The organism is Fibrobacter sp. UWS1 (genome assembly GCF_002300445.1).
GTDB lineage: Bacteria > Fibrobacterota > Fibrobacteria > Fibrobacterales > Fibrobacteraceae > Hallerella > Hallerella intestinalis.
This window is the reverse complement of sequence record NZ_NSGW01000002.1, coordinates 905,227-925,709: the sequence shown is the minus strand read 5'-3', so window position 1 is coordinate 925,709 and position 20,483 is coordinate 905,227. Positions and strand designations below refer to the sequence as shown.

Genomic DNA, 20,483 nt, shown 5'->3' with positions numbered 1-20,483 from the left:
AATGTATTTAATGTATACTGTTTTTTTTAGTATACGTTCAAGAACTTTGTTTACGATTCACAATTTAATCGCCTGCTGGTTTGCTATTATAGCCTTTGTTGGTGTGTTTGCGTACGGAATCGGATATTACGAGAGGGTTTTTGGAAGTGTAAACTCATTTTCTTTTGAACCTTATTTTTTCGCATTTGTTGCATTCTTGATTTTCATGTGGCCTTTCCGCCAATTCGCAAAAAAAAAGGTTTTTTTTCTAGGAGTGCCAAATTTCGACAATAAAAAATACAAAAAGCTAATAAAAATTTTGATGGGTCTTTATTTGCCTTTTTTTCTTGTCCTTTTGAATGCGGCTGTTCATTTAGCTGCCTATGGGGGCGCAGAAATTTATGAAGCAGTGCATTCGGAAGGAGTAAGACTTTATCAATACTCTAATCTTGAAACCAAAATTTTATGGATCTTTGGAACATTGTTTCAAGTAACACAATCCTTTATTCTTTTTTTTGTGTGCATTTCTTTCACACAAATGAAAAACTATAAAGGAAGTATTGGGTTCCACCTTTTGGCATTGTTGTATGTTTTGAGTATCATTTTTTTGAATAATTTTGTAAACGGAGCCAGAGGCTATCTATTCTTCATAACAATTTCCTGCGCATTCCTCTTTTTACCCTTTCTCAGCGTTTATCCAAAACGAATAAGATCCATTTTTTTGATACTTTCTTTTTGTTTACTAGGGGTTTTCTTGTCCTACACCCTAGCAATGACTGAGTCGCGTGTTGAAAGTAGTCGAGTTGAGACTCCAATGACAAGTGTCGCTAGATATTTGGGAGAGCCCTTCCCAAATCTAGATCATCTTTATTATGAAAAAGTTCGAAATCATGCTATGGGAGTGAGAATGTACGGTTTTCTATTTCCAAGTAATATTGCTGATCAACTTTCACTTGGAGAACAACATTTTTTTTGGGAGCGATACAGCGGAGTTCCAATTTTAAATTATAAAACAATTTGGGGTGATTTCTATGTTGAGTTTGGGCTTGTTTTGAGTTTTCTATTCATGTTTGTTTATGCTGCGATATTACGTATTTTTATAAGAAAAAGTCAAACAATATCAATAGAAATGTTTCCTATTTTTTGGTATTATCTAGAAATGGCGGGGTATGCTCCAATGCTCTTTTCAAAAAGAGATTATGCCGGATTTCGAAATTTGATTATATGTATTATTTTGTATAAAGTGATTAAACTTGTTAGAGAAAGAAAAAGGAGTTGGTTTGCTTAAGGAAGTCTTGAACATAATTCATCGAGTGAACAAAAAGTTAATTAGAATTTGTGCAAAAATTAGAAACCTAGCAATAAAAGGCTCTTTTCGTAGTATGAAAGGACTAATTAAGTTTCCGCACCAAATTGAAGGCGCTCGTTTCATTTCAGTTGGTTTGGGAACTGTTGTTGGAAATGGGGTGATATTAACTGCATGGGAACAGTATGGTGGACAAAAATTCAATCCAGCCATAGAGATTGGAACGAATGTTAGAATAGGTGAGTATAACCAGATTTCGGCATGTAAACTTGTAAAAATAGGCAATAACGTTTTAACCGGCCGTCGAGTGTACATATCCGACAACAACCATGGAACTTTTTTAAGAGATCAATTAGACATACCGCCAATTGAACGTCCTCTAGTGATAAAAGGACCTGTCATTATTGATGACAATGTTTGGATTGGAGAACATGCATGTATCCTATCAGGCGTTCATGTTGGAAAAGGTTCCGTCGTTGCCGCAAATGCAGTAGTAACGCATGATGTCCCCCCATATTCACTAGTTGCAGGTGTGCCTGCGCAAATAATTAAGAAATTTCCCAATTAGGAATTATTTTTATGAAACATGTAGCCTTTACCATTTGTGCTAAAAATTACCTGGCACAAGCATTAACTTTGAAGAAATCGTTTAAGGAATATAATCCTGATTGCGACTTTTTTATTTATCTTGCTGATATTCGAGATGATGCGATTGAAGAGAGTGATGTTCGTGATTTAGACGTTTCGTGGATTCCTGCATGGAAGGAAATGGCTTTTAAATATGATGTGGTAGAATTTAATACAGCAATTAAACCTTTCTGTATTAACCAGCTATTTGATCAGGGATACGAAAAGGTTGCATATCTTGATCCTGACACATACGTCAAGGACTCTTTCCAGTACATTTGGGATGTTTTGGATAGAAAATCCATAATGCTAACTCCGCATTATTTCTCTGTGAATGAGAATTTCAATGGGGCTGTTGGCGATGCTGCAATTCTTGGACAGGGTGTTTTTAATCTTGGTTTTGGTGCGTATAGGGCAACTGCAAATGGCCGGAAATTGATTTCCTGGTGGATGGCAAAACTTCAGAATCAGTGTTATGTAGAATCTTCTGAAGGAATGTTTGTTGATCAGAAATGGATGAACTATGCCCCGGTATTTTTCCCTGATGATGTTGAAATCACTCACCATGCAGGCATTAATGTGGCAATTTGGAATCTTCACGAACGTGAGCTGCTCATTGAAAATAACAAGTATGTCATCAAGCGTTTTGATGGTGAGAAATTTCCTTTGATTCTTTTCCATTTCTCTGGATTTGATCCGTTTGAAACAAAGGTTATTAATAGAAGACACCCCCAATATAATGTTGATACATATCCCTCCTTTAAACCGATTATCGAGGAGTATCGACAAAGTATTTACGAAAATGGCTACGATAAGTATTCTGTTATGCCATATTCATTCTCCACATTCTCAAATGGAGAAAATATCATTGTGATGCAACGTCGTCTTTTTAGAAAATATGTTGCAACACAAAGGCCTTTTGTAGATCCCTTTGATATCAACGACTCTTTCTATAAACTCCTTAAAAAGAAAGGCTGTTTGACAAAAGTGTTCTCCGCAAATATTAGAGCATCCAAAGGAACGAAGGAAACCGCAGGAAAAATGGAGAAGAGGTTCCTTATACCTATAGCAAAACTCCTGAAGAAGATTTTGGGTATTCGTTGGTATTTCTATTTTGTACGTTATGCAACCCAATTCCGTAAACCTGAGTATCACGATTTCCTAATTAAGTAAAAAATGATTCCAAAGATTATACACTATTGTTGGTTTAGTAATGATCCTCTACCTAAAGAGGCTCAGCGTTGCATTGATAGTTGGAAGAAGTACCTGCCGGATTATCAGATTCGAAAGTGGACGTTAAAAGATTTTGATGTCGAATCGGTTGCGTTTACTAAAGAAGCTTTAGAACAGCGAAAGTGGGCTTATTTGACAGATTATGTTCGCCATTATGCATTATATAATTATGGCGGACTATATATGGATTCTGACGTCTTGGTCCTAAAGAATTTAAATTCTTTAATGACAGGAGATTTTGTTTCCGCAGTGGAGTATCATCCAGGAAAGGAGCAAATTCCTGTAATTAAACAAAGAATAGATAAAAATGGCAAGCGAACGACAGATGAAATTAGAGTTCCGGGAATAGGAGTGCAGGCAGCTATTCTTGCCGCGATTCCTCATCATGAATTGAATCGTGATTGTATGGATTTTTATCATAACTGTTCATTGCAGGAAGTTTTGGCGAAGAAATATACTGCACCAATTGTCATCAGCCATATCGCAGAAAAACTAGGCTTTGTTTATCTGAATAAAAAGCAAAATTTAGATAAAAACGTTGTTCTTTTCCCTGCAAAGGTATTTGCAAATTATAATCAAGTTGCAAAAGACTCTTATGCAGTACATTGCTGCGCAGGGAGTTGGGTAAAGAAGAACTTTAAGCAAAGAATCGTAGATTGTTTACGAATGAATAAATTAGTTGGCAAACTTTTTAGTTTCCTTTTTGTCAAAAAACCGGATGATTTGTATTAAATCGTAATGAGGAATAATGAAGTCTGTTAGATATACAACTCAGAATGCTCTTTGCACAGGATGTGGCATTTGTGAAGATATGTGTGCAAAGAATGCTATATCTATAAACAGGAGTAATGGCGTAAATATTCCGATTGTAGACGAATCCACCTGCGTAAATTGTGGGAGATGTTTGAAAGTTTGTCCAGGAATTGGAGGTAATCTTGAAAACTCCAGAAAACAACTGTTTGAGATTGATTCCGTAAAACACGACAAACTAATAGGTCCCTACACATCAATTTATTCTGGATATAGTCGGGATGATGAAATTCGTTTACATTCCGCTTCTGGTGGAGTGATTTCTCAGTTCCTTATATATTTGCTTGAGCAAAAAATTATTGATGGTGCAGTTGTAACGGGTTTTTCTAAAGATGATAACATAACACCAGTTTCTTACATCGCTCGTTGTAAAGAGGATGTTTTAAACGCAAAGAGTACTAAGTACTGTCCAGTTTCCTTGAATAAGATTGGAAATGAAATTGCAAATTCTGAAGGGAAGTACGTTATCGTCGGAATCCCGTGCCACATTCAGGGCTTTAGGAAGCGTTCTGCGATAGATAAAAAGTTCAAAGAACATCTTTTTGGCTTGTTTTCCGTCTATTGTTCCTCGAATAGAAATTTTAATGCACAAGATTTTTTATTTAAAAAGTATGGTGTGATGAAGACCGGCATTTCATACTTTGCGTATCGTGATAACGGTTGCCTTGGCAATATGGTTATCAATACTGGTGAGAAGAATATTTCTGTGCCCTTTATTAATTATTATGGTCGTTTGCGTTCATTCTTCAAACCTCACCGTTGCTCCCTTTGCGTAGATCATTATGGCATGCTTGCTGATGTTTCTTTTGGTGACTTACATATTCATCCTTATTCCAATGATAAAGTTGGTATAAGTTCCTGGATTGTTCGTAATCCTGTTTTTGAAGAACTCTTTAAAAAGGCTTCTGACGAAGGCTATATTAAAATGGATCCGTTAGAACCGCATGTATTGAATGAGTCACAAAAGGAAATGTTATATCCCAAAAAACGTCGCGTTCGTGCACAAATGAACTGGGACAGATTTTTTGGACATAAGGTTCCTGAATACGATGTTGTCTTGGATGAAAAGCCTCGTTTGAAAGACTATATAACAGTTGTTGTGGCGAAAATGCAAGCTTTTGTTGGTCGTCATAAATCACTATGGTTCCTTATTGATTTGTCTAATAAAGGGCGAAAGTAACATAGAGAAAAGATTGCCCAAGGAATTCAAATGATTGGACTTTGCATCAAATATTTCCACGAAAATTATGGCGGAATGCTGCAAGCTCTTGCTACTGTAACGTATTTTAAACGAATGGGCTTAAAATACGAGTTAGTGCAGTATGAGAAATGTTATTCAAAATTAGAGAAGATTAAGCAGCTTCCAAGGCTCCTAAATGGAATTCTTATAAACGATAAGAAAGAAGCTTTCCTAAAGAAGATGGGTGCAAAGAAACACCCTGAATTTTTGAAGAACGATGCTATTCGATTGAAATCTTTTGCTGATTTTAAAGATCGTTATTTCACGGAGTTGTCTCCAGTGTTCAAGGGATACAAGGCTTTGTGTGATGGCGCGAATAGATACTCTGCCGTGGTTTCTGGCAGCGATCAATTATGGTCTCCTGCTGGGTTGCCTACGAATTACTACAATTTGATGTTTGTACCTGATAGTATTCGAAAGATTTCTGTTGCGTCTTCTTTTGGGGTAAAGCAGATTCCTTGGTATCAAAAAAAACGTACTGCAGAGTTTCTCAATAGAATTGAATTCGTTAGCATGCGTGAAAACAGGGGAAGTGAAATTGTTGAAGAACTTACTTCACGCAAGGTTCCTACCATTTTGGATCCTGTTTTTTTGTTAAGTAAGGATGATTGGGCAAGACTTATTCCTGAAAAGAAGGAACTCTACGAACCATATATTTTTGCATACTTCCTCGGTGCTGAAGAATCCTATCGGACAGCCGTTAAGCTTGCTGCTCAAAAACTTGGATGTAAAATAGTTGCATTAAGACACCTGGATCAGTATGTTCCAAGTGACGAATCTTTTGGCGACTATGCTCCTTATGATGTAGACCCAGCACGTTTCTTGAATTTGTTGCGTGGTGCAAAATATGTGTGTACCGATTCATTCCATGGGTCTGTATTTTCAATCATTCACCAAAAAAACTTTGTAACATTTAATCGATACAAAGAAGGAAGCAAACACTCGAAGAATTCAAGAATTGATACCCTTTGTGGAAATTTGGGCTTACAAGACAGAAGATTCAAAAACAACTGTGACTTGGAAAAACTGTTAGTCGCACCTATTGACTACGATTCTGTATTCCAAAAATTCGTGCAATTGAAGAAAAGAACCGATGAGTTCCTGAATGAAGCTTTTAACGGGATAGAATAAACTAATAAAGCATTTTTTCGAATAAATCAACAAAGAAGGAGGAAATAAACATGGAGAACTATTTTACTAACATCCACATCAACAAAGTATTTCACTTAGCACAATTTGATATTCAACTAGGTTCCAAACAACATGTTTTCATCACAGGAAAAAACGGATCTGGCAAAACAAGTTTGTTGAATGCAATTGTCGATCATCTACAAAAAATAATGAACGACAAATCTCTTTCACACAAAAAATTCGATAATTTCATCATACATTTCACTAACAGAGAAGTAAACTGTAGCGCTTAACCGCAACTTGGAAAAAATTGAGGAAGCTAATAAGGTGTATATTTCCAACCAAGGAGCCACCTTATGGCAGAAGAAAATAAACCTGAAAAACAGAAACGTCGCCGCCTGAGTGCGGAGGACAAAGTCAAAATCCTGAGCGAAATTCTCCTCAAGGGCAGGGGCTTATCTGAACTTGCGGACGAGTACAAGATACATCCGAACAAAATTCTCGAATGGAGGAAGGTACTTTTCGAATCCGCTACGGGGATTTTCGAGCAGAAACGCCCCGACATAACCGAAAAGGCGCAACAGCGTAAAATAGACGCTCTCGAGAAAACCCTGGCCGACAAGGATGCCGTCATCGCCGACATCGCTCAGGAGAACCTGGCCCTCAAAAAAAAATTAACTGGCCGTCCCTAGGAAAGAAGAAAATGAGCCTCTCCGAACGGACCGCCATCATTGCGGAAATCGACGCCATTTACGCAAGGACGGGAATCGCCCCGTCCAGGCTGGTATCCTTTTTGGGAATCCCGCAAAGTACATGGAACAACTGGGTTTCGCGGAGGAAGGCGGAAACGCGGCATAACCACGATACGCCGAAGTCCAACTGGATGACCCCGGAAGAGACTCGCGCCATCGTCGACTTCTGCAAACAGTACAAGGACCATCTGCATGGATACCGCTACCTGGCCTGGCTTATGGTAGACAGGGATATCGCATACGCCCGTCCATCGACGGTTTACAACATACTGAAGAGGAACAACCTTTTCGGCAAATGGGCTTTTCCTGCGGAAGCGCGGAAAAAGGGGTTCGACCAGCCGACACGTCCGAATGAACAGTGGCATACGGATTATTCCTACGTCAGAGTTTGCGGAGTGTTCTTCTACTTCGCCTGCGTCCTGGACGGGTTCAGCCGCAAGGTTCTCGTCTGGGACCTTTTCTCCACGATGGAAGGCTTGAACGTTGAAATTCTCGTGACCAGGGCGAAGGAACTCCATCCCGATGCGCATGCCCGCATAATCCACGATAACGGGAAGCAGTTCGCCTCGAAGGATTTCCTCGATCTGGTTTCGAAACTTGAACTCAGGGAGACCTCTACATCTCCCTTCCATCCGCAAAGCAACGGGAAAGTGGAACGTTTTCACAAGACCCTCAAGGCGGAGGAAGTCCGTCGTGACGCTTACCAGGACTATTCCGATGCAAAGAGGAAAATGTCGGACTGGATCAATTACTACAACTCGGAACGGCTACATTCCGCAATCGGATTCCTGACTCCTGACGAGGTTTTCGCAGGAAAGATGGAGGAACGACTTGCAGAACGAAGAACAAAATTGTATAATGCGACAAGAGAACGTGAGGACTATTGGGCTAACCAACCGACCTGACGGAATCCCTTATTAGCTTTGTTAAAATTTTCCAAGTTCAACTTGGGCGGGACAAAACTCAGCTGATCCAATTGAAATAGAAAACGCCAAGAGTGACAAAATTCGTTATGAAAAACAAAAAGAATCTTTTTTTGGCAAAGTAAGAATTGACTTTACGGATATTTTTCAGACCATTAAAGATTTTAACAATGGAGACTTCATTGTAGCGTATTACAAAGCACTTCGTGTTCCATCTTTCGAAGAAGTAAAAGTTTTAGAAAAACCAAAACTGTCCATAAGCACAAACATTCAGGAAAGCAGTACTAATCAATTTCTTAAGTTCCTTGTGGATTACAAAATCCAAGCAGCATTAGCTCGAAATGAAGGAAATTTTGATGATGACGACCATATCAAAAAATGGTTTGATGAATTCAAAGATTGTTTACGATCTATATTTGACGATTCAAATCTTGATTTAATTTTTGATTACCATAAGTATTCTTTTTCTATCCAATCTTTAGGTAAAGTTTTCAAATTTACCGAACTATCCGCAGGTTATGCAGCAGCTTTAGATATAGTCAGCGATTTGATGTTGAAAATGCAAAAAAAAGGTTCATTAACTAGAGCTTACGAAAAACCGGGTATTGTTATTATTGATGAACCAGAAACACATCTTCATTTATCGTTGCAACGTCAAATCATGCCAATTTTGACAAAGCTTTTTCCCCACGTTCAATTTATCGTAGCGACGCATTCCCCTTTTGTACTAAGTTCTATAGAAAATGCAATTGCATTTGACCTCGAAAACAAAGAAACTGTAGAGGATTTAACTGAATATTCCTATGATTCCCTTGCAGAAGGTTATTTCGGAGTGTCCTTGGAATCAGGAATTCTTGCAACTCGATTAGAAAGATTAGAAGAACTCATAAAAAGAACAAATCTCAGTAGCAGTGAGAGTTGCGAATTAGATCGTCTCATAAAAAATTTCGACAAGATGAGCGAAATCGCAAGTCCCTTAATAAAGGGACGATTTATGGAACTGAAGCGTTCTTTTTTGCACTGAGGCGTCTGGTGATTCGAGTGAAAAAATCTACAGTGGCACCCAAAAGGTTGTCAACACACGGCTACAGTGACGATTCTGTCAGCGAAGCAATAATTAATGATCAAAGTGGGAAGTGTTATCTCTGCGAACGTAAATTAGGTACAGACTACGAAGTAGAGCATTTAACATCACAAAAAGGGGACGAAAGTTTAATCAATGAATGGGATAATCTATTCGTCGCTTGTGGGTATTGTAATAGAAAGAAATCCAATAGTTTTGATCAAATTTGCAACCCATCAATGTCTAATCTTGAAATAGAAATTGTTCAAGGAATTGATTTTGCTCGGGGAAAAGCTTCTTTTTTCCCACAATGTCAAACAACAGCTATTTCCAAGACCATTGAATTATTGTCAAGAATTTTTAATGGAAGATGTAAATTACGTAAACTGAGAGAAAAACGTTTTTGGGATGAATTCATTAGAAAGATGAATAATTTTCAAGAAGCCGTAAATCAGTTTCTTGAAAAACAAGACAACATAGATGTGTAGCGCTTAACCGCAACTTGGAAAAAATTGAGGAAGCTAATAAGGTGTATATTTCCAACCAAGGAGCCACCTTATGGCAGAAGAAAATAAACCTGAAAAACAGAAACGTCGCCGCCTGAGTGCGGAGGACAAAGTCAAAATCCTGAGCGAAATTCTCCTCAAGGGCAGGGGCTTATCTGAACTTGCGGACGAGTACAAGATACATCCGAACAAAATTCTCGAATGGAGGAAGGTACTTTTCGAATCCGCTACGGGGATTTTCGAGCAGAAACGCCCCGACATAACCGAAAAGGCGCAACAGCGTAAAATAGACGCTCTCGAGAAAACCCTGGCCGACAAGGATGCCGTCATCGCCGACATCGCTCAGGAGAACCTGGCCCTCAAAAAAAAATTAACTGGCCGTCCCTAGGAAAGAAGAAAATGAGCCTCTCCGAACGGACCGCCATCATTGCGGAAATCGACGCCATTTACGCAAGGACGGGAATCGCCCCGTCCAGGCTGGTATCCTTTTTGGGAATCCCGCAAAGTACATGGAACAACTGGGTTTCGCGGAGGAAGGCGGAAACGCGGCATAACCACGATACGCCGAAGTCCAACTGGATGACCCCGGAAGAGACTCGCGCCATCGTCGACTTCTGCAAACAGTACAAGGACCATCTGCATGGATACCGCTACCTGGCCTGGCTTATGGTAGACAGGGATATCGCATACGCCCGTCCATCGACGGTTTACAACATACTGAAGAGGAACAACCTTTTCGGCAAATGGGCTTTTCCTGCGGAAGCGCGGAAAAAGGGGTTCGACCAGCCGACACGTCCGAATGAACAGTGGCATACGGATTATTCCTACGTCAGAGTTTGCGGAGTGTTCTTCTACTTCGCCTGCGTCCTGGACGGGTTCAGCCGCAAGGTTCTCGTCTGGGACCTTTTCTCCACGATGGAAGGCTTGAACGTTGAAATTCTCGTGACCAGGGCGAAGGAACTCCATCCCGATGCGCATGCCCGCATAATCCACGATAACGGGAAGCAGTTCGCCTCGAAGGATTTCCTCGATCTGGTTTCGAAACTTGAACTCAGGGAGACCTCTACATCTCCCTTCCATCCGCAAAGCAACGGGAAAGTGGAACGTTTTCACAAGACCCTCAAGGCGGAGGAAGTCCGTCGTGACGCTTACCAGGACTATTCCGATGCAAAGAGGAAAATGTCGGACTGGATCAATTACTACAACTCGGAACGGCTACATTCCGCAATCGGATTCCTGACTCCTGACGAGGTTTTCGCAGGAAAGATGGAGGAACGACTTGCAGAACGAAGAACAAAATTGTATAATGCGACAAGAGAACGTGAGGACTATTGGGCTAACCAACCGACCTGACGGAATCCCTTATTAGCTTTGTTAAAATTTTCCAAGTTCAACTTGGGCGGGACAGATGAAATTAAAGAAATGTTATCCATCAATTCCGAATTTCTCGGTTTTAAATATGTCATCATTTCAGAAAACCCGACCCTTTCATCTCATTTCAGCCATTTATTGCGGTGGAATAAAATTTAGCATCGCGGTAGCGATTGTGACCCCCCTTGGGGCGCAGACACGTAGTGGCTGCGTGTTATGAGGGCCTTTAGGTCCCATAACATAGAGCGCGCCGGCATGGGAGTGCCGGGCCGCCCGATATTTTGTTTATCTTTACGTCATGAAAATTCTTCTCTCCAACAAGTTCTATTATCGTCGCGGTGGCGACTGCATCTATATGCTCAATCTGGAGCAGTTGCTTAAACAGCACGGCCACGAGGTAGCTATTTTCTCCATGGACTATTCCGAGAACCTGGAGAGTCCCTGGAGCAAGTACTGGCCAAGGAACATGTCCAAGGTGGCTGCGTTCACGCGTCCCTTCGGCGATGGTGAGGTGAAGAAGAAGTTTACCGCACTGCTAGATGACTTCAAGCCCGATGTGCTCCACCTGAACAATATCCACACCCAGCTCTCCCCGGTTATCGCGGAGATTGCCCACAGTCGTGGTATCAGGGTGGTATGGACTTTGCACGATACCAAGCTGGTGTGCCCCTGCTATACCTGCACCCGCAACGGAAAGTGGTGCGAGGAGTGCTTCAGCGACAAGACTGCGGTTATCAGGCACAAGTGCATGCCGGGCAATATTCCCGGGGCCATTATCGGCTGGCGCGAAATCAAGAAGTGGAACAAGGACCGCCTGCAGGCCTGTACCGACAAGTTCCTGCCGCCGTCGCAGTTCCTAGCCGATACGATGGTGAAGGGCGGCTACTCCGCCGAAAAGATGCAAGTGCTCTGCAATTTTATTGATGTAAGCAAGGTGCAGAATCCGTCCCTGAAAAAAGATGATTACTACGTGTTCCTTGGCCGCGTGAATTCTGTGAAGGGTGTGCCGACCTTGTGCAAGGCGGCTTCGCAGTTGCCGTACAAGTTGATTGTGATTGGTGGTGGCGAACTGTTGCCCGAATTGCAGGCGCAATATAAGGACTGCGCGAATATCGAGTTTGTTGGCCAGAAGAACTGGGACGAGTTCCGCCCGATTTTGGAAGGCGCGCGGTTTATGGTTCTCCCTGCCGAATGGAGCGAGAATAACCCTCTAACTGTCATTGAGTCACAGTCCTTAGGAACGCCAGTGCTTGGAGCGAGAATCGGCGGCATTCCGGAACTGATATGTGAATCGGGCTGTGCGGAAGATGCCGCCAGTAAGAACGGCGCGGCACAAAATGCGGATAAGGACTGCGTCGCGAATGGTATGACGTTTGTCTCGGGCGATGTCGAAGACTTGAAGACTAAAATAGAGCAGATGTTCGCCGCAAAATTCGATTATGCAGCCATTGCCGAAGCTGCGCAGGCCCGTTATAATGCCGAAGCGTATTATGAACAGCTGAAGATGGTGTATCGGGATAAAGAATAATGGTCGAGGAATTTCGGGCGGTGGAAATTTGGTCTTTTGTTGAAAAAACAGCTAGGACTGGGTGGTTCGATCAGTCCACTCTGTTGTCACAGTAAAAGTGATTAATTACATTACAATTATGGCTTTGAAAAGATTCCCCATCGGTGTGCAGGACTTCGCACAAATATGCGAAAACAGCTACTTCTATGTGGACAAGACGGATCTTGTCTATAAGTTAACCCATACAAGTCAATATTATTTTCTCTCCCGTCCGCGCCGGTTCGGCAAGTCCCTTCTAATAAGCACATTGCAATGCTATTTCGAAGGCCGCAAGGAACTTTTTGCAGGACTCGCCATGGAGCGTCTGGAAACCGAATGGAAAAAGCACCCGGTTTTCAAGCTGAGTTTCGCCGGGAACAAGTTCACGAGCCTCAAAGCCCTGCAGTTTACGCTGAACTCCATGCTCGCCGAATTCGAGAGAACCTACGGAGTCCAGAACAGAAACGAGTTCGAATGGGGGCCGCGACTTGGAGAAATTCTCAAGGCGGCCTATGAATCCACCGGCATGCAGCCCGTGGTCCTAGTGGACGAATACGACGCGCCGCTCCTGGACTCCATGGAAAATCCGGAACTCCAGCTCACGCTCAAGAACGAGATGCGGAAACTCTTCAGCCCCCTCAAGGACCTGGGCGGCATTCTCCGCTTCGTCTTCCTTACGGGCATCAGCAAGTTCAGCCAGCTGTCGATTTTTAGCGAGCTCAACAACCTGAACGTCATCACCATGGATGACGAATTCGCGGCCATCTGCGGCATCACCAAGGAAGAGGTCTTCTCGCAGATGCAACCGGAAATCCGTGCCCTCGCCGACAAGAACGGCATGACTCACGGCGAGGCCTGCGAAGCGTTGAAACGGAAATACGACGGCTACCATTTCAGCAAGAATTCCCCGGACGTTTTCAACCCGTTCAGCCTCATCAATGCATTAAGCAAGCAGGAACTTGCCAACTACTGGTTCGCTACCGGCACGCCAACCATACTCACCAAACTCATGAGCCGCTACAGGGTGGACCCGCAGCCCTTCGACGACGGCTTCGACGCCACCCTGGATATGTTCGACGCGCCCACCGAGACGGCCACCAACCCCATCCCCATGCTCTACCAGAGCGGATACCTGACCATCAAGACGTTCAAGCGGGGCGAGCGTTATGTCCTCGGATTCCCCAATGACGAAGTGCGGCTGGGATTTCTGAAAGCGCTGATGCCTTACTACGCCAAGGACGACGTGGTGCAAAACGACACGTTCCTGATGAAACTTGCCGACACCCTGGAAGAAGGAAAAATTGACGATGCCATGGGCCAGATAAAAGCCTTCATCAGCAGCATTCCTTACAACACGACGAAACAGAACGAGAATTACTATCGCGCCCTATTCTTCCTGATTTTCAAGCTTTGCACGCCGTTCGTCACGAAGGCAGAGGAATGCAGCGCCGCGGGACGCGCCGACGCCGTGGTGGAAACCGACGACAGCGTTTATGTCTTCGAATTCAAATTGGACGGTAACGGAACCGCAGAAGACGCCCTCGCGCAAATCGATTCCAAAGGCTACCTGATCCCTTATACGGCAACCCTTGCCACAGATGGCAACCCGAAGAAGCTATACAAAATCGGGGCCAGCTTCGATGCAGAAAAACGCACCGTGGGCCAGTGGATTATCCGGGAAGAGCAATAAAAACAAGGGAAAACTCCATACAAATAGAAAGTCTTAAATCCTGTTCCGGCTGCGCCGCATGCGCCAATGCCTGCCCGAAATCCGCCATTTCAATTGTTCCGAACTCCGAAGGTTTTCTTTACCCGAAAATCCATTCGGATATTTGCATCCAGTGCGGGCTTTGCGACAAGACGTGTCCTGTGCTGCACGCAAAATCCGGCGACGAATCCATCCAATCCGCCGAAGAAAATTTTACCGTCCGCGCTTCCTTTGCTGTTCAAGCCATCGACGAAAACATCCGCCTGAAAAGTTCCTCGGGAGGCATCTTCACGTGCTTGGCAGAAAAAATCATTGCCGAAGGCGGTGTTATTTTTGGCGCGGCATTCGACAGCGATTTAAAACTTTCACACCGCTCAGTCGAGACCTCCGAGAGTCTGGAAGCCCTTCGCGGTTCCAAGTATTTGCAAAGCGAAATCGGGAATTCCTACCAGGATGTTCGTCGCTTTTTAAAGGAAGGCAAAAAAGTTCTTTTTTCGGGAACACCATGCCAAGTGGGCGGCTTAAAAGCTTTTCTAAAAAAGGATTTCGAAAATCTATTCACCGTAGATGTGGTTTGTCACGGAGTTCCCTCCCCTGCCCTATTCGAAAAATACGTTCAGGAACATTCTCACGGGGCGCAGGGCCGCCCCGTGAAAACAGCTTTCAGACGGAAGGATGACGGCTGGAAGCTGTATTCGCTTTCATTTGCGTACGCAAACGAAAGTGAATACAGGCAAACCTTGGACAAAGACAAATATATGCAGCTCTTTTTAAAAGATCACGGTTTGCGTGAAGGCTGTTACCAGTGCAAATTTCGCGGAGACAACCATGTTGCAGACATTACCCTCGCCGATTTCTGGGGAATCGGGAACATCCTTCCCGAAATGGACGACGACAAGGGAACTTCGCTGGTCATCGTGCAAACGGAAAAGGGCGCGAAGTTTTTCGATTCCTGCAAAGATTCTTTCTTATCCGCTCCCGTCAATATGCGGGAAGCGGTGAAATACAATCCCTCCTATTTCACTTGCAAAAAGCGAAGTCCGTTGCGCAACAAGTTCTATGAAGATTTTGAAAATTCCTCCATCGATTTTCTTTTCCGCCGTTTCGGGAAAAGCTCTTTGAAGCAACGAACAAAACGCTTTGTCAAGCGTGGGGTAAAAAAGGCGCTCCAAACGTTTCTTGGGAAAAAGGGATTGGAGCAACTGAAAAAGAAAATGCGGGGATAGCGGATTTCAATAGCCAGAAACCAGAATAAAAAATATCTTCAGAAATCCATATTTTATCCGACAAAGGCCGCCGCTTCTCCCAACAATCAACGGACCTCTGTCCACTTCCCCACTTCCAGCATCGAATTTTCAGCCTACTTCACGACAATTTCCGGCGATGTCGCGTCCAAAAGATAATTCCACTCTTCGCGAATCCGCTCGTATTCCGAAGGATCCGCATAAATCGCAAAAGTCATCCACTTGTAGCCACCATCCGTTTTTTCAAAATTCACATACTCCGTTTCCCGGGAAAAGCGCGGAGCTTCCGAAACTTCCAGAGAGCCGTCGGCAGAAACATCCAAAGTGCTTTCAAATTCCGTTTCATGCGGCATCCGAATCGGCAGATAGCGGGTGCGAACCTTCGGCAGGTGCATAATAGAACGCTCCCAGACATTCGGGTAACGCCCACGAACGCCGTCCGAACTTTTTCCAAAATAATTTTTCGAAGCAAAGGTGATGACGAGTTTCAACGGCTTGTTGAAATCCGCCACGTTTTCCGCTCGCACTCGTGAAATCGAAACGTCGGGAATCCGCTGGGCAATCAAATCCTGAATCAGGACTTCCATCTCTTTGGCGTCCTTCCCGTAAAGCTGATTGCGGAGCACGCTGGCGAATTTTCCCGTCATGCAAAGGGAGTCCCGAAATTCTGCCGTTCCGTCCGCGGAAATGTGCAAGCGATGCCCCAAAAACACCTGGTGTTCCTTCTCGTTTTCCAGAACCGGCGTCACGGCGACATAACTGGATTCGGCATCGATGACCAGTGCCACTTTTCCTTCCATGTCCAGCGGTATCGGGCGATCGTTGCCTCCTTTGTCCGAAGGATCCACCCACATTTCCGGATGCTTGTCCCCTTTGGGAATATACAGCATCATGTGATTGAATTGCTGAATCGAAGGCAGCGTTTCAAACCCTGCTTCCGAGAGATGAATCGCCACGAGTTTGCTCGGCACTCCTATCGCCGCAAGCATTTCTTTCAAAAGCAGGCTCTGGTCTTTGCAATCGCCGCGCCGTTCCCGCAAGGTCGTTTCCGCCAGTTGGGGAATCAGGGAATGCCCACCAAAGCGCACGTCCCGGTAGCGGATATTTTCACGGACATAACGGACTTCTGCAAGTATCGCCTCTTCGCCCAGCCGACTTCCTTTCACTTCAAAAGCCTTTTCCCGCACGGGAATCGAATTTTTGAACTGGTGCCGGATCAGGTTTTCATATTCCCGCCCGACATCTTGCCAAGTGCGCTTTCCCGTCAATTCAAATCCCGCGCCGTAATCCCGATACACGGGCATATAAGGTTCATGCCGCTTCACCACAGGATCGTCGATAGTCCATTCTTCACCATCCGCATCGTAACGGGTAGAAAGCGGGCCGTATTCTTCGGTCACAAAGCGAGCCGTGTCCGCATAAATTTTAAAGGACGTTTTTTGAACGGGAACCTCTTCGCTGGCTTCAAAGCTCACAAAGGGAATCACGCCGTAATTGGCGACGCTCGTCCGCGAGACCTGCACAAAAATAAAATCGCCTGGCGAAAGTTTTTCCAGCGGGAAGTGCGCTGTCTGCATTTCGTTGCTCTGCCCCAATTCCGTCGCATAAGTAATGTAAGCGCCGGAGAGCGGAATTTTCGCTTTCCATTTCATTGAGGAATCGTAGATTTCCAGAGCGTTCACATAGATGCGGTCAAAGCCGGGAAGGAAATCAAATGCGAGTTCGGAATAAATGCCGACCCCGCGCGTATCCAAAATTTCAATCAGCTGCTGCCGTGTCCGCACCCAAGCTTTGTCCTTGTCCGCCCGGAGCGCTTCGCGGGAATAGTGCACGACCGCCGGGAAGCCGTCCGCCTTTGCCTTTTCTGCGTAGTCCTTGTTCACCAGTGCGGCCAACGCCATCGGGCGCATTTCCACCGGATCGATTTTCTTTTGCAAAATCCGGTTGTCAGCTTTCCCCAAAAACGCCTTGGACGCCGAGAGGAAACTCCGGACGCTTTCGTCGTCCGGGCGCATGACCTGCGCATGGGAAAGCGATTTCTCGGCCTGCGCGTAATTGCGGGAATAGAACTGCACCTTTCCGCGCAACGCCCACACCCGGTAATCCGAAGATCCCAACGGAAGAACTTCTTCGCTGACCGCCAACGCTTCGGAATAACGTCCCAAGAAAACCAGCGCATCCATCAGCGTCAGCCCCAAATCGACGCTCATGCCAAATTTTTTCTTGGTCGTGTAAAGGATTTCGACCGCTTCGGCATACAGATCCATGCCCATATAGGTTTTTGCCAGATAGACTCCCAGTCTTGAAGAAGGCTGCTTGTCGTAAAGATTCTGCACGACCGAGAGCGACTGCGTACGCTGTCCAAGCCCCCACAAGGCATCGGAAAGGTTGATGACGTATTCCGGATTGTTCGGCGTGTAGCGCAGCGCCATTTCCGCATAGCGTCTGGCTTCCCCGTAATCCATCATCGCTTCGTACATTTCGCCCAGAATGGAGAGCAGCCGTCCATTTTGGCGGACCAATTCCATTTCGCTCAAAAAATGATTGACTCCGGGCGCATACAGTTCCTTCATCTGATAGACAAAGCCGCAGTTCAACAGATAGAGCGGTTCGGACGGATCCATCTTGTTCGCTTTTTCAAAATACGAAAGCGCGACCAGCGGCTGGTTTTCGGCAAGGCGCAAGAGCCCCACCTGATTGACCACCGCCGCCTGGAATTGCAGGCTTTTTTCGTCCGAAAGCTCTTGCGGTTTTTCGCCCAGAACGATGCCATCTATCGCCCTGTTGAGCGCCGCCGCATATTTCTTGTAGAGCACGCCCTGCGCCCAGCCCGCTACCAAAATCCCCCGCCCGTTATCCCAGAAATATCTGCCGACATATTGAAAATCGTAGCCGTCGATGACCCGCGTGCAAGTAAAATTCAGCGTAAACTTTTCCGCATTGCCGCCACGGACACGAGTCCTTTCCAGATTCGGGTCGTTCGGATCGAGCCCCAAGCGAATCAGCAGCACTTTTTCCAGATCCTGCGCGCTGATTTCATCGGGAGAGACGACCGTCCCATACACAAAGAAGGCGGTTTCTTCCGTCCGGTTCGCAAGAACCAAATCCGGATCGCCGTTCTGGGCCGCCACTCCCGACCAGTTGTGCCACAGCGTATCGTTCACATGGAAGCGGTAGCCGAGCGATTTCGACTCGTAATCCGTCACCCTTTCCTTTGAAATCTCCTGTTCCGCCGTCGCCCGTTTTAAAGATTCGGCAATACGAAATTCCGCAAAGAAATTTTGCCATTCCTTTTTCAGGCCTTCCCGGCCAAGAGCGCTGTCCGCCGAAGAAAGCACCAAGAAAAACACGCGGTTTCCCGAGGCGAGCACAAACCCGTCGGCAGCCAAAGCCGATTCGGACGACCTTCCCGCGGTTTCAAAAAAAGCGCCTGTCATCGAAAGCTCTTCCTGCGGACGCACTTCGGCATAATCCGTCTTTTTATACGAAAGGCTGCGCCCCTGCATTTCCGCACGCGCCCTGTCCATCACATTCGGGGCTTCCCCCGCACCTAAAAGGATCTGCTGTATTTCTGCCCGAAGGCCCGCCTTTTCGTTGAAAAATTCCAAAGGAACCGACGCGTCCGTCGGATCGCTCACCAGTTCCCAATCTTCGGACGGCAGATGAAAGGAAAAGTCCGGCCTTGCAAAATCCATGATGCGATTTTCGACCGTCTTTTCAAATGTCGCGCCGCTCTGGGAAATTTTCCCCTTTTCCGAAACGGGCTTGGCCAAAGCCGATTTTCCGGACTCCGGAGTTTCCTCTTGAGGAATTTTTTGAACAGGGATGTCCGGGCGGCTTGCGCACGCAGACAAGGAAAGAACCCAAAAAAAGAGAACAACGGCCAACGCCGGCTTGATATTACGCATCATCCTGCCCTGTAAGGTATAAAAAAGCGAGTTATCCACCTCGCGACAAAAGCAAATTTTAGTAAATTTCCACCAGCTAAAGTCTCTCGGCTTTGAGAGATGGCAGATGAACAATAAACAAAGGATCCTAAAATGGCTCTTAAACTCGGTATCAATGGTTTCGGTCGTATCGGCCGTATGGTGTTCCGCGCTGCTGTGGAAAACTTCGCAAATGACATTCAGGTTGTCGGTATCAACGACCTTCTCGACCCGGATTATCTCGCTTACATGCTGAAGTACGATTCCGTTCATGGCCAGTTCAAGCACGACATCAAGGTCGATGGCAACTACATGATCGTCGATGGCAACAAGATTCAGATTTTCGCCGAAAAAGACCCCTCCAACATCACTTGGGGCGCTCTGGGCGTTGACGTTGTCGTCGAATCCACCGGCTTCTTCCTCACCGAAGAACTCGCTTCCGCTCACCTCAAGGCTGGTGCCAAGAAGGTCATCATGTCCGCTCCGTCCAAGGACGCGACTCCGATGTTCGTCTATGGCGTAAACCACCAGACCTACGCAGGCCAGAAGATCATCTCCAACGCTTCTTGCACCACCAACTGCCTCGCCCCGATTTCCAAGGTTCTGAACGACACCTTCGGCATCAAGCGCGGCCTGATGACCACCGTCCATGCTGCAACCGCTACCCAGAAGACCGTTGACGGTCCGTCCAAGAAGGACTGGCGCGGTGGCCGTGGCATCCTCGAAAACATCATCCCGTCCTCCACGGGTGCTGCAAAGGCTGTCGGCAAGGTTCTCCCGATGCTCAACGGCAAGCTCACCGGTATGTCCCTCCGCGTTCCTACCTCTGACGTTTCCTTCGTTGACCTCACCGCCGAACTCGAAAAGCCGGCAACTTACGAAGCTATCTGCGAAGCGATGAAGAAGGCTTCCGAAGGCGAACTCAAGGGCATCCTCGGTTACACCGACGAAGCTGTCGTCTCTACCGACTTCCGCAACGACGCTCACACTTCCATCTTCGACGTCAAGGCTGGCATCCAGCTCGACCCGACCTTCGTGAAGGTTTGCGCCTGGTACGACAACGAATGGGGCTACAGCAACAAGGTTTGCGAAATGGCCCGCGTGATCACCAAGTAATT

Annotated in this window: 18 protein-coding genes and 1 pseudogene; 18 read left to right on the top strand and 1 reads right to left on the bottom strand. The window is 45.4% G+C overall.

What is annotated here, in order from left to right; all coding sequences use genetic code 11:
- The first annotated feature begins 1 nt into the window (after position 1).
- From BGX14_RS14265 to BGX14_RS14190, 17 genes and pseudogenes are all read left to right on the top strand, one after another.
- Complete coding sequence (locus BGX14_RS14265) at positions 2-1,267, top strand: O-antigen polymerase (protein WP_158223345.1); 1,266 nt, start codon at positions 2-4, stop codon at positions 1,265-1,267.
- Positions 1,233-1,853, top strand: a complete 621-nt coding sequence (locus tag BGX14_RS14260; protein ID WP_198951217.1) for a DapH/DapD/GlmU-related protein — start codon at positions 1,233-1,235, stop codon at positions 1,851-1,853. Before BGX14_RS14265 ends, BGX14_RS14260 begins: the two co-directional genes overlap by 35 nt.
- Before the next feature lie 11 nt (positions 1,854-1,864).
- A complete protein-coding gene (locus tag BGX14_RS14255) occupies positions 1,865-3,085 on the top strand; it encodes a hypothetical protein (protein WP_095880240.1) in 1,221 nt (406 codons plus the stop codon).
- 3 nt (positions 3,086-3,088) lie between these two features.
- Positions 3,089-3,877 (top strand): glycosyltransferase family 32 protein, encoded by a 789-nt coding sequence (locus BGX14_RS14250; protein WP_095880239.1) that lies wholly within the window; start codon positions 3,089-3,091, stop codon positions 3,875-3,877.
- Between the two features lie 16 nt (positions 3,878-3,893).
- The gene (locus BGX14_RS14245) at positions 3,894-5,135 is read left to right on the top strand and encodes a Coenzyme F420 hydrogenase/dehydrogenase, beta subunit C-terminal domain (protein ID WP_095880238.1); all 1,242 of its coding nucleotides are present in this window, start codon (positions 3,894-3,896) and stop codon (positions 5,133-5,135) included.
- Between the two features lie 30 nt (positions 5,136-5,165).
- Complete coding sequence (locus BGX14_RS14240; RefSeq protein WP_198951216.1) at positions 5,166-6,326, top strand: polysaccharide pyruvyl transferase family protein; 1,161 nt, start codon at positions 5,166-5,168, stop codon at positions 6,324-6,326.
- A 50-nt stretch (positions 6,327-6,376) separates the two neighbouring features.
- Complete coding sequence (locus BGX14_RS16540; protein WP_095880236.1) at positions 6,377-6,619, top strand: AAA family ATPase; 243 nt, start codon at positions 6,377-6,379, stop codon at positions 6,617-6,619.
- A 63-nt stretch (positions 6,620-6,682) separates the two neighbouring features.
- Positions 6,683-7,018: a transposase gene (locus BGX14_RS14230; protein WP_095878959.1), complete on the top strand. Its 336-nt coding sequence runs from the start codon at positions 6,683-6,685 to the stop codon at positions 7,016-7,018.
- An 11-nt stretch (positions 7,019-7,029) separates the two neighbouring features.
- Positions 7,030-7,983, top strand: coding sequence for a DDE-type integrase/transposase/recombinase (locus BGX14_RS14225; protein WP_095878958.1), 954 nt, complete (start codon positions 7,030-7,032; stop codon positions 7,981-7,983).
- A 70-nt stretch (positions 7,984-8,053) separates the two neighbouring features.
- A complete protein-coding gene (locus BGX14_RS14220; protein WP_095880235.1) occupies positions 8,054-9,025 on the top strand; it encodes an AAA family ATPase in 972 nt (323 codons plus the stop codon).
- A gap of 8 nt (positions 9,026-9,033) precedes the next feature.
- Positions 9,034-9,552 carry an HNH endonuclease gene (locus tag BGX14_RS15400; protein WP_158223344.1) on the top strand — a complete coding sequence of 173 codons (519 nt, stop codon included), beginning with the start codon at positions 9,034-9,036 and terminating at the stop codon, positions 9,550-9,552.
- Positions 9,553-9,622: 70 nt separating this feature from the next.
- Entirely contained in the window at positions 9,623-9,958 is a 336-nt protein-coding gene (locus BGX14_RS14210; protein WP_095878959.1) for a transposase, read from the top strand.
- 11 nt (positions 9,959-9,969) lie between these two features.
- On the top strand, positions 9,970-10,923 hold the full coding sequence (locus BGX14_RS14205) for a DDE-type integrase/transposase/recombinase (RefSeq protein ID WP_095878958.1): 954 nt from the start codon (positions 9,970-9,972) through the stop codon (positions 10,921-10,923).
- Positions 10,924-11,239: 316 nt separating this feature from the next.
- Entirely contained in the window at positions 11,240-12,469 is a 1,230-nt protein-coding gene (locus BGX14_RS14200; protein WP_095880233.1) for a glycosyltransferase, read from the top strand.
- 118 nt (positions 12,470-12,587) lie between these two features.
- Positions 12,588-14,177, top strand: a complete 1,590-nt coding sequence (locus BGX14_RS14195) for an ATP-binding protein (RefSeq protein WP_095880232.1) — start codon at positions 12,588-12,590, stop codon at positions 14,175-14,177.
- A pseudogene (locus BGX14_RS16535) lies at positions 14,153-14,347 on the top strand (4Fe-4S dicluster domain-containing protein); the annotation flags it as partial. The gene BGX14_RS14195 and the pseudogene BGX14_RS16535, both read left to right, overlap by 25 nt.
- 9 nt (positions 14,348-14,356) lie before the next feature.
- Positions 14,357-15,421, top strand: coding sequence for a Coenzyme F420 hydrogenase/dehydrogenase, beta subunit C-terminal domain (locus BGX14_RS14190; protein ID WP_233126566.1), 1,065 nt, complete (start codon positions 14,357-14,359; stop codon positions 15,419-15,421).
- Positions 15,422-15,555: 134 nt separating this feature from the next.
- Here BGX14_RS14190 and BGX14_RS14185 read toward each other — a convergent pair whose 3' ends face one another.
- Positions 15,556-19,350: a transglutaminase domain-containing protein gene (locus tag BGX14_RS14185; protein ID WP_073304935.1), complete on the bottom strand. Its 3,795-nt coding sequence runs from the start codon at positions 19,348-19,350 to the stop codon at positions 15,556-15,558.
- A gap of 129 nt (positions 19,351-19,479) precedes the next feature.
- On the opposite strand from BGX14_RS14185, the gene gap reads away from it, so the two are divergent.
- Positions 19,480-20,481, top strand: coding sequence for a type I glyceraldehyde-3-phosphate dehydrogenase (gene gap / locus BGX14_RS14180; protein WP_073304933.1), 1,002 nt, complete (start codon positions 19,480-19,482; stop codon positions 20,479-20,481).
- Positions 20,482-20,483: the final 2 nt, after the last annotated feature.

Bases quoted from the DNA above. Each gene is read 5' to 3' on its own strand.
- BGX14_RS14265 (WP_158223345.1), top strand. From the start codon at position 2: ATGTATTTAATGTATACTGTTTTTTTTAGTATACGTTCAAGAACTTTG.
- BGX14_RS14255 (WP_095880240.1), top strand. From the start codon at position 1,865: ATGAAACATGTAGCCTTTACCATTTGTGCTAAAAATTACCTGGCACAA.
- BGX14_RS14250 (WP_095880239.1), top strand. From the start codon at position 3,089: ATGATTCCAAAGATTATACACTATTGTTGGTTTAGTAATGATCCTCTA.
- BGX14_RS14245 (WP_095880238.1), top strand. From the start codon at position 3,894: ATGAAGTCTGTTAGATATACAACTCAGAATGCTCTTTGCACAGGATGT.
- BGX14_RS14240 (WP_198951216.1), top strand. From the start codon at position 5,166: ATGATTGGACTTTGCATCAAATATTTCCACGAAAATTATGGCGGAATG.
- BGX14_RS16540 (WP_095880236.1), top strand. From the start codon at position 6,377: ATGGAGAACTATTTTACTAACATCCACATCAACAAAGTATTTCACTTA.
- BGX14_RS14230 (WP_095878959.1), top strand. From the start codon at position 6,683: ATGGCAGAAGAAAATAAACCTGAAAAACAGAAACGTCGCCGCCTGAGT.
- BGX14_RS14225 (WP_095878958.1), top strand. From the start codon at position 7,030: ATGAGCCTCTCCGAACGGACCGCCATCATTGCGGAAATCGACGCCATT.
- BGX14_RS14210 (WP_095878959.1), top strand. From the start codon at position 9,623: ATGGCAGAAGAAAATAAACCTGAAAAACAGAAACGTCGCCGCCTGAGT.
- BGX14_RS14205 (WP_095878958.1), top strand. From the start codon at position 9,970: ATGAGCCTCTCCGAACGGACCGCCATCATTGCGGAAATCGACGCCATT.
- BGX14_RS14200 (WP_095880233.1), top strand. From the start codon at position 11,240: ATGAAAATTCTTCTCTCCAACAAGTTCTATTATCGTCGCGGTGGCGAC.
- BGX14_RS14195 (WP_095880232.1), top strand. From the start codon at position 12,588: ATGGCTTTGAAAAGATTCCCCATCGGTGTGCAGGACTTCGCACAAATA.
- BGX14_RS14185 (WP_073304935.1), bottom strand. From the start codon at position 19,350: ATGATGCGTAATATCAAGCCGGCGTTGGCCGTTGTTCTCTTTTTTTGG.
- gap (WP_073304933.1), top strand. From the start codon at position 19,480: ATGGCTCTTAAACTCGGTATCAATGGTTTCGGTCGTATCGGCCGTATG.